Origin of the sequence: Bradyrhizobium sp. URHD0069 (assembly GCF_000701345.1) — a bacterium.
Classification (GTDB): Bacteria; Pseudomonadota; Alphaproteobacteria; order Rhizobiales; family Xanthobacteraceae; genus Bradyrhizobium.
Genome location: NZ_JNIJ01000019.1, coordinates 95,403 through 108,964, shown reverse-complemented (window position 1 = coordinate 108,964; position 13,562 = coordinate 95,403). Strand labels below are relative to the sequence as shown.

11 protein-coding genes and 1 pseudogene are annotated in these 13,562 nt (G+C 62.7%); 4 read left to right on the top strand and 8 right to left on the bottom strand.

Translation table 11 applies throughout. The features are described 5' to 3' along the window. Positions 1 to 139: 139 nt before the first annotated feature. On the top strand, positions 140 to 1,189 hold the full coding sequence (locus N554_RS43005; protein WP_051677480.1) for an OmpA family protein: 1,050 nt from the start codon (positions 140 to 142) through the stop codon (positions 1,187 to 1,189). A gap of 247 nt (positions 1,190 to 1,436) precedes the next feature. Here N554_RS43005 and N554_RS0113265 read toward each other — a convergent pair whose 3' ends face one another. From N554_RS0113265 to N554_RS43000, 7 genes and pseudogenes are all read right to left on the bottom strand, one after another. Beyond that, entirely contained in the window at positions 1,437 to 3,194 is a 1,758-nt protein-coding gene (locus N554_RS0113265; protein WP_029583910.1) for an alkaline phosphatase, read from the bottom strand. Positions 3,195 to 3,318: 124 nt separating this feature from the next. After that, the gene (locus tag N554_RS0113260) at positions 3,319 to 4,548 is read right to left on the bottom strand and encodes an argininosuccinate synthase (RefSeq protein WP_029583909.1); all 1,230 of its coding nucleotides are present in this window, start codon (positions 4,546 to 4,548) and stop codon (positions 3,319 to 3,321) included. Between the two features lie 103 nt (positions 4,549 to 4,651). Beyond that, entirely contained in the window at positions 4,652 to 5,461 is an 810-nt protein-coding gene (locus tag N554_RS0113255; protein WP_036053071.1) for a phosphatase PAP2 family protein, read from the bottom strand. A gap of 132 nt (positions 5,462 to 5,593) precedes the next feature. After that, positions 5,594 to 6,115, bottom strand: a complete 522-nt coding sequence (locus N554_RS0113245; RefSeq protein ID WP_029583907.1) for a hypothetical protein — start codon at positions 6,113 to 6,115, stop codon at positions 5,594 to 5,596. A 64-nt stretch (positions 6,116 to 6,179) separates the two neighbouring features. Continuing rightward, a complete protein-coding gene (gene rlmN / locus N554_RS0113240) occupies positions 6,180 to 7,397 on the bottom strand; it encodes a dual-specificity RNA methyltransferase RlmN (protein WP_029583906.1) in 1,218 nt (405 codons plus the stop codon). Between the two features lie 84 nt (positions 7,398 to 7,481). After that, complete coding sequence (locus N554_RS0113235) at positions 7,482 to 8,036, bottom strand: invasion associated locus B family protein (protein ID WP_245283592.1); 555 nt, start codon at positions 8,034 to 8,036, stop codon at positions 7,482 to 7,484. A 207-nt stretch (positions 8,037 to 8,243) separates the two neighbouring features. After that, positions 8,244 to 9,082 (bottom strand): annotated as a pseudogene (locus tag N554_RS43000) (SDR family oxidoreductase). Positions 9,083 to 9,290: 208 nt separating this feature from the next. On the opposite strand from N554_RS43000, the gene N554_RS0113225 reads away from it, so the two are divergent. After that, positions 9,291 to 10,265 carry an NADPH:quinone oxidoreductase family protein gene (locus tag N554_RS0113225; RefSeq protein ID WP_029583904.1) on the top strand — a complete coding sequence of 325 codons (975 nt, stop codon included), beginning with the start codon at positions 9,291 to 9,293 and terminating at the stop codon, positions 10,263 to 10,265. Between the two features lie 36 nt (positions 10,266 to 10,301). Here the strand turns inward: N554_RS0113225 and N554_RS0113220 are convergent, their stop codons facing one another. After that, positions 10,302 to 10,958 (bottom strand): winged helix-turn-helix transcriptional regulator, encoded by a 657-nt coding sequence (locus N554_RS0113220; protein WP_051677479.1) that lies wholly within the window; start codon positions 10,956 to 10,958, stop codon positions 10,302 to 10,304. Positions 10,959 to 11,239: 281 nt separating this feature from the next. On the opposite strand from N554_RS0113220, the gene N554_RS0113215 reads away from it, so the two are divergent. Together N554_RS0113215 and N554_RS0113210 are read left to right on the top strand one after the other, a co-directional pair. After that, on the top strand, positions 11,240 to 12,397 hold the full coding sequence (locus N554_RS0113215) for an acyl-CoA dehydrogenase family protein (RefSeq protein WP_029583902.1): 1,158 nt from the start codon (positions 11,240 to 11,242) through the stop codon (positions 12,395 to 12,397). Positions 12,398 to 12,701: 304 nt separating this feature from the next. Next, positions 12,702 to 13,550 (top strand): SEL1-like repeat protein, encoded by an 849-nt coding sequence (locus tag N554_RS0113210; protein WP_029583901.1) that lies wholly within the window; start codon positions 12,702 to 12,704, stop codon positions 13,548 to 13,550. Positions 13,551 to 13,562 lie beyond the last annotated feature (12 nt).

The following is a 13,562-nucleotide window of genomic DNA, read 5'->3' as shown; positions in this document are numbered from 1 at the left end:
TCCCGCCGGCGGAGGCGCGGAGACGACGCCGCCAGCGGCGCGCACCGGACCGGCGCCGAATGGCACTCCGACGCCGAGTGCAGCTCCGGCTGCGCCGACCGCTACTCCTGCACCCGGTCGCGCAGGAGGCCAGACCGCATTGCCGCCCGGCGCAGCGGTCGCACGCCGTCCGCCGCCCACCGTCGCCGCGCCGATTCCGGCCGCGCCACCGCCTGCCCAAGCCCTGGCGCCAATTGCTCGGGGTGCGGCGGCACCGGGGCCGCGCCGCCTCGACGACTTCCGTGGTGCACGGCGGGAAACCCAGGAAGGCGGCCGCACCGTCATTACCGAGCCGGGCCGGGTCATCGTTCGCGATCCCGGCGGCCAGGCATTCATTCGTCACAACGAAGTCGATCGATTCCGTTATGGTGCGCGCGACATCCGGACCCAGCAGGTCGGCAATGAGAGGCGCACCATCGTGGTTCGCCCCGACGGCTCGCAGATCATTAACGTGAGCGGTCGCGACGGCTTGCTGCTGCGCCGAATCCGCAGGGATCCACGGGGCCGCGAGATCATCATCATCGACAACAGTTATCGCGGCCCGCGCGGAATCGGCGGATTCTATGTCGATCTGCCGCCCCCGGTGATCGGTATTCCGCTTGATCGCTATATCGTCGATGCCGAGGGTGCGCCGCCCGAACTGATCTATGACACCATGATCGCACCGCCGGTAGAACGGATCGATCGGCGTTACTCGCTCGACGAAATCCGTTACAGCGCCTCGGTACGCCAGCGCATGCCGAGCATCGACCTCGACAGCATCAACTTCGAAACCGGATCGTGGGAAATTTCGCCCGATCAGGCCTCGAAGCTGCAGGCGATCGCGGACGGACTCAATCGCGCGATTGCGGCCAATCCGCGCGTGGTGTTCCTGATCGAAGGGCATACCGACGCGGTGGGGTCGGACATCGACAACCTGTCGCTGTCAGATCGCCGCGCCGAATCCGCCGCCGAATCGCTGACCCAGCAATTCCAGGTGCCGGCGGAAAACCTGACCTCGCAAGGTTACGGCGAGCAATATCTGAAGGAGGAGACGGATGAGCCGAGCCGCATCAATCGGCGCGTCACCATCCGCAACATCACGCCCTTACTCAACGGCGGCGCCGCATCGCTGCCGCCCCCGCCGCCCGGCACCGCGCCGCCGCGGTAAATCGAAGCAACTACGAAATGAAAATGGCCGAGAGAAAATCCCGGCCATTTCTCTGGTGCGAGCTCTATCTACAGTCGTCCCGGCGAACGCCGGGACCCATACGCCGCGGCCTCTCGTTCAGAACGATGTGGCGGCCGAACGATTCGAGCCGCCTCGAACGACAGATTCTCATCTTTCGCACTTGTGTGAAGCTGATGTTCTCAGCGCCGTCTCTTTCCTGACGCGCGTGCATTTCGACAGCGCGGGGCTATTGCCCCGCTGCCGCAAGCCCAAGCGCCTCGGCCATGAGGCGAAATACGTCGGTGTTGTCCATCGAACCGTGGACCCGTTCGCTGCCTGGTCCGGTCGCCGTCAGGATGACGTCCTCTCCTGAATGCACGCTGGCGCCCATCATCGCCGGCAGATTGCCGAAGCGCAGCACGACGCCGGGGACATCCTTGTATTTCTCATTCGCCTTGAACGTGCCCGGTTCATCGCCCTTTACGGTCGGCTCGTTGGGGCTGTCGAGCTTCGGACGCAAGGTTTCGTAGTGGTCCGGCAGGCTGGCGGAGAAGATCGCGAGCCGCCGGCTGACATCCACGCGCGACGGATAGCCATCGGCATCGGGAGCCGGATAGTTGGGAAATCCGGCTTTCTCATAGACGCCCACGCGCTCGCGCAGCGGCAGGTTGGGCGTCGTGCTCATGTCGTCGCTGATGGTACCGACAAGACTGTTGGGATGATTGTGGTCGGCGAGCACCAGGATCAGGGTGTCGTCACCGCGCGCCCGCGCCCAGCCGCGTGCAAGGCTGACCGCGTTGTCGAGCATGATCGTGTCGTAAACCGCGCGCTCCATGTCCAGCGCATGCGCGTATTTGTCGATCAACCCGGATTCCACCATCAGGAAGAAGCCGGCATCGTTCTTCGACAGAATGTTCAGCGCGGTCTGCACCTGTTCGGTCAGATCGGGCTGGTCTGGAAATTTCTTGACCCCGCCGCCCTTCAGAAATTTGCGGTCCAGCGCGCCATCCATATTTCCCGTGGCGAACAGGCCGAGCAGTTTGCGCGTGTCGGATCCGGCTGCCAGCAAATCGAGTTCGGCCTTCGTCGTCACCACCGGATAGCCGGCCTCGCGAAACCGGGCGAGATAATCGATGTCGTCCTTGCGCCTGGACCCGGCCGCGCCTTGCGGAAGGAAATTCGCGCTTCCGCCGCCCATCAGCACGTCCGGCCTGGCGGCGAACAACTGTTCGACGATCTCGTCGTAGGCGGCGCGGCGGCGGGTATGCGCCACCATCGCCGCCGTCGTGGCGTCCTCGATCTCCGTGTTGGTGACCACGCCGATGCTCATGTCGAGCTGTCGTTTCGCGAGGCTGGTGATGGTTTCGACCCTTGGGTCGTCGAACGGGCTTGCGCTGCGGTCGGCATAGACGCCCATCGCATTGACGGCGGTCTTGTGGCCGGTGGCGTAGGCACTCGCCGCGTTCGCCGAATCGGTGATGATCGAATCCGAGCCCGCCGTCGCCACCAGCGCCATGTGCGGCATGTCGTCGATCGCAAGCTTGCCGAGGCTCTTTCCCTCCGCGATGCCCTTGGAGAGCAGACGGGCAGCGACGCGATGAGCAGGTGACAGCCCATCGCCGATGAACAGGATCACGTTCTTCGCCTTGCGCGGCCCGGTGTCGTAGACCGTCCAAGCGATGGACCGCTTCTGCGTGCCATCGCTGACTTCCACCGTAACGTTACCGGGCTTGCGCAGAGTGACCCCGCGAAGCGTCAGGGCCGACTGGTCCTTGCCGTCTTCGCGCTCGACGAAGGTTCCGGACTGGCCGAACACGGCGGCGAAGTCCTCGCCATTCACGGTCACCTTCAGTTTTGCGGGATCGACGCGATCCGCAAATTCGACCTTGAAGTCGAACCGCGCGCCCGCGAGAATCGCCGCGCGATCGATCGGATAGATGGTCTGGGCAAAACCCTGACTTTGCGACAGCAGGACAATCAGGGCAACGGCGAAGGGCTTGATCATGCGAGCACCGTGGTCGGAGTAAAGATGTGCCCGGGCGGCGGCTATCGGCCAGCCAAGGCATGCCCCCAGTTCACACCTTACCGGCTCCGAATGACGTCTCGATTACAACTCGCGCCGGTAACCCTCACAGCCCGAGCTTCTTCTTGCGCTGGCCGAGCGTGCGCAGCCGCAAGGCGTTGAGCTTGATGAAGCCTGCCGCGTCGCGGTGATCGTAGGCGACCGCGCCTTCCTCGAAGGTGACGAGATCCTGATCGTACAGCGAATATTTGCTCTCGCGGCCGATCACGATGACGTTGCCCTTGTAGAGTTTCAGGCGCACGCGGCCGGTGACGTATTGCTGGCTGTGATCGATCGCCGCCTGCAGCATCTCGCGCTCCGGCGCGAACCAGAAGCCGTTGTAGACCAGCTCGGCATATTTCGGCATCAGCTCGTCCTTGAGGTGCGCCGCACCTCGGTCGAGCGTGATCGATTCGATGGCGCGATGGGCGCTAAGCAGAACGGTGCCGCCCGGCGTCTCATACATGCCCCGCGACTTCATGCCGACGAAACGGTTTTCGACGAGGTCAAGCCGCCCGATGCCGTTGGCGCGGCCGAGCGCATTGAGTTGCGTCAGCAACGTCGCAGGCGACAGTTTCTTGCCGTCGATCGCGACCGCGTCGCCCTTCTCGAAATCGATTGAAATGATGGTCGGCTGATCCGGCGCCTGCTCGGGATCGATGGTGCGCGAATAGACGTAGTCGGGCACTTCCTGCGCGGGATCCTCCAGCACCTTGCCTTCGCTGGAGGCGTGCAAGAGATTGGCGTCGACCGAGAACGGCGCCTCGCCGCGCTTGTCCTTGGCGATGGGAATCTGATGCGCCTCAGCGAACGCGATCAGTTTCTCGCGCGAGCGCAAATCCCATTCGCGCCACGGCGCGATGATCGTGATGTCCGGCCTCAGCGCGTAATAGCCAAGCTCGAAACGGACCTGATCGTTGCCCTTGCCGGTCGCACCATGCGAGACCGCGTCTGCGCCGACCTTCTCGGCGATTTCGATCTGCTTCTTCGCGATCAAGGGCCGCGCGATTGACGTGCCCAGCAGATACTGCCCCTCATACAGCGCGTTGGCGCGGAACATCGGAAACACGTAGTCGCGGACGAATTCCTCGCGCAAATCCTCGATGTAGATGTTTTCCGGCTTGATGCCGAGCAGCAGCGCTTTCTGGCGCGCCGGCTCGAGCTCCTCGCCCTGGCCGAGATCGGCGGTGAAGGTCACGACCTCGCAAGCGTAGGTGGTCTGCAGCCACTTCAAAATGACCGAGGTGTCCAGCCCGCCCGAATAGGCGAGCACCACCTTCTTCACGTCCTTGCTCATGTAAATCCTGCTGAATTCGATGCCGGAATTTGCGCGGGACACGCACGTATTCCGCGCAAATTGATTACAGGCAGAACGGACCCCTGCGCAAGCCGTTCAGGGCTCAATCGTCCGCACGGGCTTCGGTGGTCGGGTTCACCAGGGATGGTTTGCCCGCCGCGCGGGCAGCGAAAAGACGTTGCCGCCAAAGGTAGCCCGGCCAGCCAAAGCGCGTCAGCGCGGCATCGATGCTCTCGTCGGATAACCGGGTCCGGCGCCAGCGGTAGATGAAGCCGTGCGCCAGCCACACCACCAGAAACGTCACCAGCCCTGCGGCTGCGACATCGGTAAAGAAGTGCCCGCCGAACGCCATCCTGAGCGCGCTGGTGATCACGCCGAACAGGGTCGCGGCGGCATAAGCCAGCGGCCGCCACGTCGGCGGCGTCAGCGCCGCGGGCGCGTAGGTCCAAAATGCGGTTGCGCCTTCGCCCGAGAAAAACGAGCAGTTTCGCGCGCAGCCGCCGCGCGGATCCCACCACGGCACGAATTGCTCCGGCCCGTTGAATTGCGTGACCACGACGGGGCGCGGCCGGCCCCAATAGCTCTTGAAGGTGAGATTGGTCAGAACGCCGGCGGCAAGGATCATAGTGACCAGCAGAAAGATGGTCGCGCGCCCTGGTATCAACAGCGGTCTGTCCGGCCGAAAAAGCTTCACCACGAGGGCAACGATCGCCGGCAGCACAAAGCCCCACGCAATCACCATCGCGGCATCGCGCGCGATACCGGCCAGCGTGTTGAATTTCAGGGGGAAGGACCTGGTCGCTGCATCGTAGAACAACGCAGCCAAGTTCAGATCGAGTTCGGGATAAATCCCGAACAGCAGTCCGACCACAAGCGACAAGCCCAAAGCGATAAAAAGTCCGGTCCGGTTCATGGCGCGGGGTTTAGCCGAGGAGGTTGGTTCTGAAAACCCCTGGCATTGGGGCGCCAGCGCGGCAATCCACAATCACCGGGTCGAACCGGATTACCTTGTCGCTTACGCCCCTCGCAATGACGGCGAATCCAATCACGACGGCGAGGACGGCGATTGTGGAGGCGCTGACGCCGGCGGCGTTTGTGACGGCAGCGGTGGCGGCGGCCGCAACGGGCGCGTTGGCTCGCGCCAGGCGCCGGCGTTACGGCCGGCGATCATCCAATAGACGAGACCTGCGACGATCCCCGCGCCGGTCATGATTTCGAGATGACGGCGCACGATGCCGTTAAAGCTGAGCGTTGCGGGATCGAACGGGACAAGACCGAGATAACACGCCAGACCGACCAGGCCGCCGCCGACCGCGTAGGTCAGCGCGCCCCTGACATAAAACGCTTCGGTGATCGCGACCACGATCATCGCCGGCAGCAGCGCAAAACCGCTGATGAAGATGAAGCCGAAGCCGAGCACGATATTCAGTGCGCCGGGATCGACCGGACCGGCCCCGAGATCGCTGAATTCCGGAAACAGCACCGCGCCGACCACGATCATCCCCGCCACCAGACACGCGGCGAGAAAAGCGAACAGAATCACGAACAGCCGGCCGATCAGAGTCATATCACCAACTTGAAGCCGCCGTCATTTGCGAGCGCAAGCGAAGCAATCCGGAAGCCCCTGCCTCTCAATCCGTCATCGCCATGGCGCGCAGCGCCTGCCGCTCGCGCACCGACAATTTCTCGGTTTCCGATTTCAATTGGCCGCAGGCGGCAAGGATATCGCGGCCGCGCGGCGTGCGCACCGGCGAGGAGTAACCGGCGTTGAAAACATACTCCGAGAACTTTTCGATCTGATCCCAGTCCGAGCACTCGTAGCGCGTGCCCGGCCATGGGTTGAACGGAATCAGATTGATCTTGGCCGGAATGCCCTTCAGCATCTTCACCAGCAGCTTGGCGTCGTCAAGCGAATCGTTGACGCCCTTCAGCATCACATATTCGAAGGTGATGCGCCGCGCATTCGACGAGCCGGGATAGTCGCGGCAGGCCTGCAGCAATTCGGCAATCGGATATTTGCGGTTCAGCGGCACCAGCTCGTTGCGCAGTTCGTCGCGCACCGCATGCAGCGAGATCGCCAGCATGACGCCGATTTCGTCGCCGGTGCGGATGATGTTCGGCACCACGCCTGAGGTCGACAGCGTGATGCGGCGGCGGGAAATGCCGATGCCCTCATTGTCGGCGACGATCAGAAGCGCATCCCGCACCGCCTCGAAATTGTACAGCGGCTCGCCCATGCCCATCATCACCACATTGGTGACGAGGCGACCGCCGGTCGGCGTATCGCGGTCGGCCCAGTCGTTGAGCCGATCGCGCGCCACCATGATCTGGCCGACGATTTCACCGGCGGTGAGATTGCGTACCAGCCGCTGAGTGCCGGTGTGGCAGAACGAGCAATTCAGCGTGCAGCCGACCTGGGAGGAAACGCACAGCGTGCCGCGATCGGTTTCCGGAATATAGACGCACTCGACTTCATGCGCCTTCTCGAGGTTGTCGCCGCTCGGCAATCGCAACAGCCACTTGCGGGTGCCGTCATTGGAAACTTGCTCGGCGGCCACCTCGGGGCGCGCGACGGTGAAATGCGCCTCAAGCTGCGAGCGCATTTCCTTGGAGATGCTGGTCATCTCGTCGAAATTCCTCGCGCCGCGGACGTAGATCCAGTGCCACAATTGCTGCACGCGCATCTTGCGCTGCGTCGGCGCTACGCCGATAGCCCCCAACCGTTCTGCGATCTCGGCCCGCGACAATCCGATCAGCGACGGCTTTGCCGGCGGCACGTAGGTTTCGAGCGCGACCTTTTCCAAAGGCGCGCTTACCCCCGAACTGGCTTCGATTGCGGTGCTGGTCATCGTCTCATTCATGGAACATCAAATAGGCCTTCCCAGACCTGCTGGAAAGGCACTAAATGCGTCTGTTTTAACCTTGAAAGCGCGTTAGCGCTTGCAATCCTGCGCCAGTTTGTCGAGCGCCTGGGAAAGCCCCTTCAGTGAGAAGGTGTCCGTGGTCTCGGTGCCCTTCGCCGACATGCCCTTGACCACCACGTCCGAAGCCTTGCGCATGGCATCGACCATCCGCTCTTCTTCGGCGGCATTCTTGATCCACAGGCCGTCGCCCTGGGTGTACATCGCATAGGAAGCGCCGCCGACCTCCAGCGCCGATTCCGAACCGGGCTTCAGCGTGTAGCCGATCATGATGGAAACTTCGTTGATGACTTTTTCAGCCGGACGCGTGGAGACGAACGCATAGGCCGGATCGCGCGGACGATTCGGCGGATTGGTTTTCGACGACGATGGCTTGGCCAGCGCGAAGCATACTTTCTTGCCGTTCGGCGTGGCCGTGTAGGCGCCCCAGGTACCGAACTGACCGATCAGGGTCGGCTCGGCGTTGCCCGCGACAGCCGCGGTGGGCTTGGTCTCCGGTTTCGCGGATTTGGCCGCGCCTTTCGACGACTCACTCTGCGCCTGCGCAAGGTTTGCAACCCCGCACATCAGCGCACTCACCACCAGAGTTGTCAGTATTCGCCGCACGTACATGACCAATCTGGCTCCCTCATCATTGTGACTGGAAGATGGCCCGACACCGGATCGTCACACGGTCGATGGATAGCCGGGAAATGTCTTTTTGGGAAGGCAGTTGCGAGACTAGGAACCGGCGCCTCAAACACTTCGTCGCGCCGCTTGCCGCACCGTTCAGCCCTACTCTTTCGACCGCGCCGCGCGCTGCTTCTCCCACTGCGCGTCGGTCCATTGCAAGAGATCCTCGGCGCCCGAACTGCGCAAATGCGCGCCGCCGTCCTGCACCACCATCTCGCCATTGATGTAGCCGGCGGAATCCGAAATCAGGAAGCTCGCGAGATTGGCAAGCTCGCCATGTTCGCCGACGCGGCCGAGCGGATTTTTCGATGCCCAGGATCGTCACGGCCCTCGGGGCGAAGCTGGCCCGATGCGCCGGCGGTCGGAAACGCCCCGGGCGCGATCGCCACCGTGCGGATGCCCTTCGGACCCCACTCCACCGCGAGGCTCTTGGTCATCGCGAGAATAGCCGACTTCGCCATCGCAGACGGCACCGTGAAGGCGCGGCCGGTGATGGTCGAGGTCGAGAGAATGCTCAGCACCACGCCTCCGTGTTTTGCCTCGATCCAACGCTTCCCCGCAGCCAGCGTGCAATACATCGCGCCGTGCAGCGTCGGCGCGAGGATCGCGTCGGCGGCGCGAAACGACAGCTGCTCGGTTTGCGCGATGAACGTCGCGGCGGCATTGTTGACCAGCACATCGAGCGGCGCAGTGCGCCAGATCGCCTCCATCATGGCGTCGACGGCAGCGCCGTCGCGGACGTCGCATCTGATCGCGCTGACCGTGCCGCCGAGATCGCGCCGCATCTGCGCTGCCGTCGCTTCCAGCAGTTCAAGCCGGCGGCCACAGATGATCAGGTCGGCGCCAAGCTCGACAAAGCGACGCCCCATCGCGGCGCCGAGCCCGGAGCCGCCGCCGGTGATTAATATGCGCTTTCCCGCCAGCAGGCCTTTTTCAAACATCGTTTGGTTCCTTGTTACCGTCGTCATTGCGGGGAGCGGAAGCGACGCTTCGCGGAGCCTGTCATCGGCCGCGCCTTCGCGCGACCCATTGGCGCGCAATGACGCCTCGCGGGCCGTCAAAAAGGCATCCGAATCAGATTGTCGCCCAGCTTCAAATCCGGCATGAAGCTCCTAGCCTTAACTGTGCGTCCGAAACTCAGGTGTGTCCATGAAAGCCATTCTCTGCTCGCAATATTGCGGTCCCGACGATCTCGTGCTGACCGACGTGCCAGATCCCGTGGCCGAGCCTGGCCATGCCGTGATCGCAATCAAATCGGCGGCGCTGAATTTCTTCGACCTGCTGATGATCCAGGGCAAATACCAGATCAAGCCGCCGTTCCCGTTTTCACCGGCGGCGGAAGTCGCGGGCGTGATCGAAAGCGTCGGCGCCGGCGTCACCGACTTGAAAGTCGGCGACCGCGTGGTGGCGTCCTGCGGCCACAATGGCGCGCGCGAGAAGATCGCGCTGCCGGCAAATTCCATCGTCAAGATTCCCGCCAATCTGGATTTCGATCGCGCCGCCGGTATTATCATCATCTACGGCACCGCGCTGCATGCGCTGGAAGATCGCGCCAGCCTGAAACCTGGCGAGACCATGGCGGTGTTGGGGGCTGCCGGCGGCACGGGTCTCGCGGCATGCGAACTCGGCAAGCTGATGGGCCTGAAGGTGATCGCCTGCGCCTCGTCGGACGAGAAGCTTGAATTCGCCAAACAACACGGCGCCGAGCTCGGGCTGAACTACGCCAAGGAAGATCTGAAAGAGGGCTTGCGCAAGCTCACGGGCGGCAAGGGCGCCGATATTATTTTCGATCCGGTCGGCGGCGCTTACGCCGAGGCCGCGCTGCGTTCGATCGCATGGGAGGGGCGCTTCCTGGTGATCGGATTCGCCGCCGGCGACATTCCGAAGATGCCGCTCAATCTGGCACTGTTGAAGGGCTGCGATATCCGCGGCGTGTTCTGGGGCGCATGGGCGCGGCTTAATCCGGAGAAGAACCGCGCCAATCTGGAAAAGCTCGTGAAGTGGACTGCGGAAGGCAAGATCTCATCGCACGTCGACCGCACCTTCCCGCTGGCGCAAACCGCCGATGCCCTCAAAGTGCTCGCCGGCCGCAAGGCGATGGGCAAGGTGATCCTGCATCCGTAGCGCCTCGTTCGCAGCGCTCGCTCATGCTGCCGCACGTCAGCTCGCGACGCGACTCTTTTCGGCCGCGAATGGACTGAGGCCCAGCCACGCGTGCATCGAACGGGCAACCGCCTTATCGCCGGTCAATTCGATGTTTCCGGCTTCGATCTCGGCCTTCAACGTCGAGATGCCCATCCAAACCGCGGTCATGCTACGTAGTGAGCTGCTCACGTAAAGATCGATTTCGTAACCCGGATCAACGCTACATAGGTCGACTTCGCCGAGTTTGTTTACGATCCACCATGATTTCCGGCCTGCGCTTAGCTCAGGGTAGGTGAACTTCACGGTGCATCGGCGATCCGGAAGCAATGAGGCCAAGAGGTTTCGGCGCATGTCCCACATCAACAGCGACGGGTCGAGGTTCTTCAGCGATAGCGAGGATTCGATCCACCGCTGACCCCAGACGCCAAGTGACATCACGACGCCGCGCAAATCCTCGCCGGCTTCCGTGAGCTTGTATTCGACCACGCCTGGCTGGCCCGTGGGCTTCACCGCGATGACACCAGCCTCGGCGAGTTCCTTCAGCCGTTTCGACAGCAGTGTCGGCGACATCAGCGGCACGCCGCGTCTGAGATCGTTAAAACGGGTCGTGCCGCAGAGCAGCTCACGCAACACCAGCGCAGTCCACCGCGAACAGATGATTTCTGCCGCCATGGCCACAGGACAGAATTGGCCGTAACTTCCTTGTTTAGCTTGATCGTCCAAAACAGCACTCCTAGGGACGCCCGGGAAGCCTGAGATCGCACGCAGTACAGATAGTGTAGCGATCTTTTCCAGCCCCGTCGCCGCCGGTCGAAAATACCAGCGATAACAGCGCTATACGTGTGGTGCCGGCTTTATCGCGGCGACCGCAGTACAGTTCGTGGACTGGTTAGGAACAGGCTTTCCGGTGACACTCGACACAATTTTAGCAACCTTACGCGAAGGAAAGCATCATGAGTGTGATCAAAACCATCGACACCGCCGCGGCTCAGCGACGCACGGTCGCGGACATTGCGCACGACCTGGGACCAATTTTTGCGCAACGCGCCAACGAAACGGCGGATGAAGATAAATTCGTAGCCGACAATTTTGCGTCATTGAAGGCGGCGGGGCTGATCGAGGGCGGGGTCCCGGCAGAGCTCGGCGGCGGCGGTGCGAGCGTCGATGAGCTTGCCGCGATGCTGCGCACGCTCGGCTATCACTGCGGATCGACCGCGCTGGCCTTTTCCATGCACACGCACCAAGTCGCCATTCCGGCCTGGCGATGGACGCATCAAAAAGCGACGGCCGTCGAACCGTTGCTAAAGCGCATCGCAACGGAGCGCATCCAGCTGGTGTCGAGCGGCGGATCGGACTGGATCGGCGGTTCCGGAAAGGCAGAGAAAGTCGACGGCGGCTATCGCATCACCGCCCGGAAGGTGTTCTCGTCAGGCTCGCCAAGCGGTAACCTTTTGATGACCAGTGCGGTGCTCGAAAGCGAGAACGAACCGCCGATGGTGCTGCATTTCGGTGTCCCGATGAATTCTCCGCAGGTCAAGGTACTCGACACGTGGCGCACGCTCGGCATGCGCGGGACCGGCTCTCATGACGTAATGATTGACGGCCACATCGTGCCGGAGGCTGGCGTTGCGGCGCGTCGCAAGGCCGGCGAATGGCATCCGTTGTTCCAGATCATCGCGACGATCGCCTTTCCGCTGGTCTATTCGGCCTATCTGGGCGTAGCCGAGAGTGCCCGTGATACCGCCATCGGATTGGCAAAACGAAAGCCGGCGAACCATCACGTCATCGAACTTGCCGGTCGGATGGAAACCGAGCTCACGGCGGCTCGCCTCGCTCATGAGTCGATGCTGGCGGCAGTACGCCTCAATGCCCCCTCGGCCGATACCGTCAATCAAGTGATGATCGGCCGGCAGCTTGTCACGCGTCACGCCATCGCGTCTGTCGATCTGGCTATGGAACTTGCCGGCGGCGCGGGCTTTTATCGGTCGGCAGGCCTCGAGCGAAAGTTTCGCGATATCCAGGGCGCTCGTTATCATCCCCTGCAATCCGGGCCGCAGGCCGAATATGCGGGAGCGATGGCGCTCGGACTTCCGATCGATCGAATTTTCTGATCGGCAGATTCTAGTTCACGAGAGCACCACAAGTGGTGGTCGCCCGGCTTGACCGGGCGACTTGACGGTGCATTGCACGGCAATCCCTCGCCAACTGCGCGAGTGTCAATTCCCCGAATTGCACCAGCTCGCCCCAATCTCGACAAAATATCTCCTGATTCGCGCCGGCCACCGTCGTTTTTTGGCCGATTCGCGGTGCGAATCTGACGGTTCAGGAGCGGGCGCTCCCGGACGACAAGAGCAACAAGAAGGAGATACCGGGGAATGCCCCTTCGTTGCGTTGTGGTCGCGGGGAGGCATCACGATGGCGGAGAACACGACGCCTATCCAATCGGACGATCCGATCGGCGAGACGCCTGAGGAAGACATCAATCATCCGCGCTTTGCGCCTTATCGTTACACGCGATCAAAGATAGCGAAAGCGGACGTCAGTTTGGACGATTCCGTTCCACTCTTCCTGTCCGCGCACGAAACGCAAAGCCCTGAAAATTGGTTCGCAGCGGAGCAAAGAAAAGCGACTGGCCGATTGCGCATCGTAACCGGCGTACTGGCTGCAGCGGCATTGGCCATCGCCCTCGCGCTGGTTCCGGCAGGCGCCATGCGCACAGTCATCGTCAACGCCCAGTCTTCGCTGCCCGGTGCATCGCCCGCCCAGTCCGGGCGGTCGCCGCTGGATCCCGCCCAACTATCTACCCGTACCGCAGAGAGGACGGGGACTGCCGCTAAGCCGCCGCTGCAAGTTCATGCCGCAGACAGCGCTCAGGCACCATCCTCGATCGCGGCGACACCGACGCGCGAGGAAATTGCCGCAGCCTATCAGGCCGCGATGCAGAGCCGAACCACGCCACCGCGCATCCCGACGCCGGCGAGACGTCTCGATCCCGACGAACTCGCATCGCTCCTGAAGAGAGCGAAAAGTTTGCTTGCCGTTGCCGACATCGCATCCGCCCGCTTGCTGCTCGAGCGAGCCGCAGACGCGCAGGAAGCCGGCGCCGCCTTGATGCTGGCGCGGACTTACGATCCTGCGGTGCTGGGAACGGCGGATGCGCGCAGCGTGACGCCCGATCTGGCGCAAGCGCGCATCTGGTACCGGAAGGCCGCCGAGCTCGGCTCTCGGGATGCACAACTGCGCCTCGCGCAAATGCAGAACTAGTTTTCGCTTCTG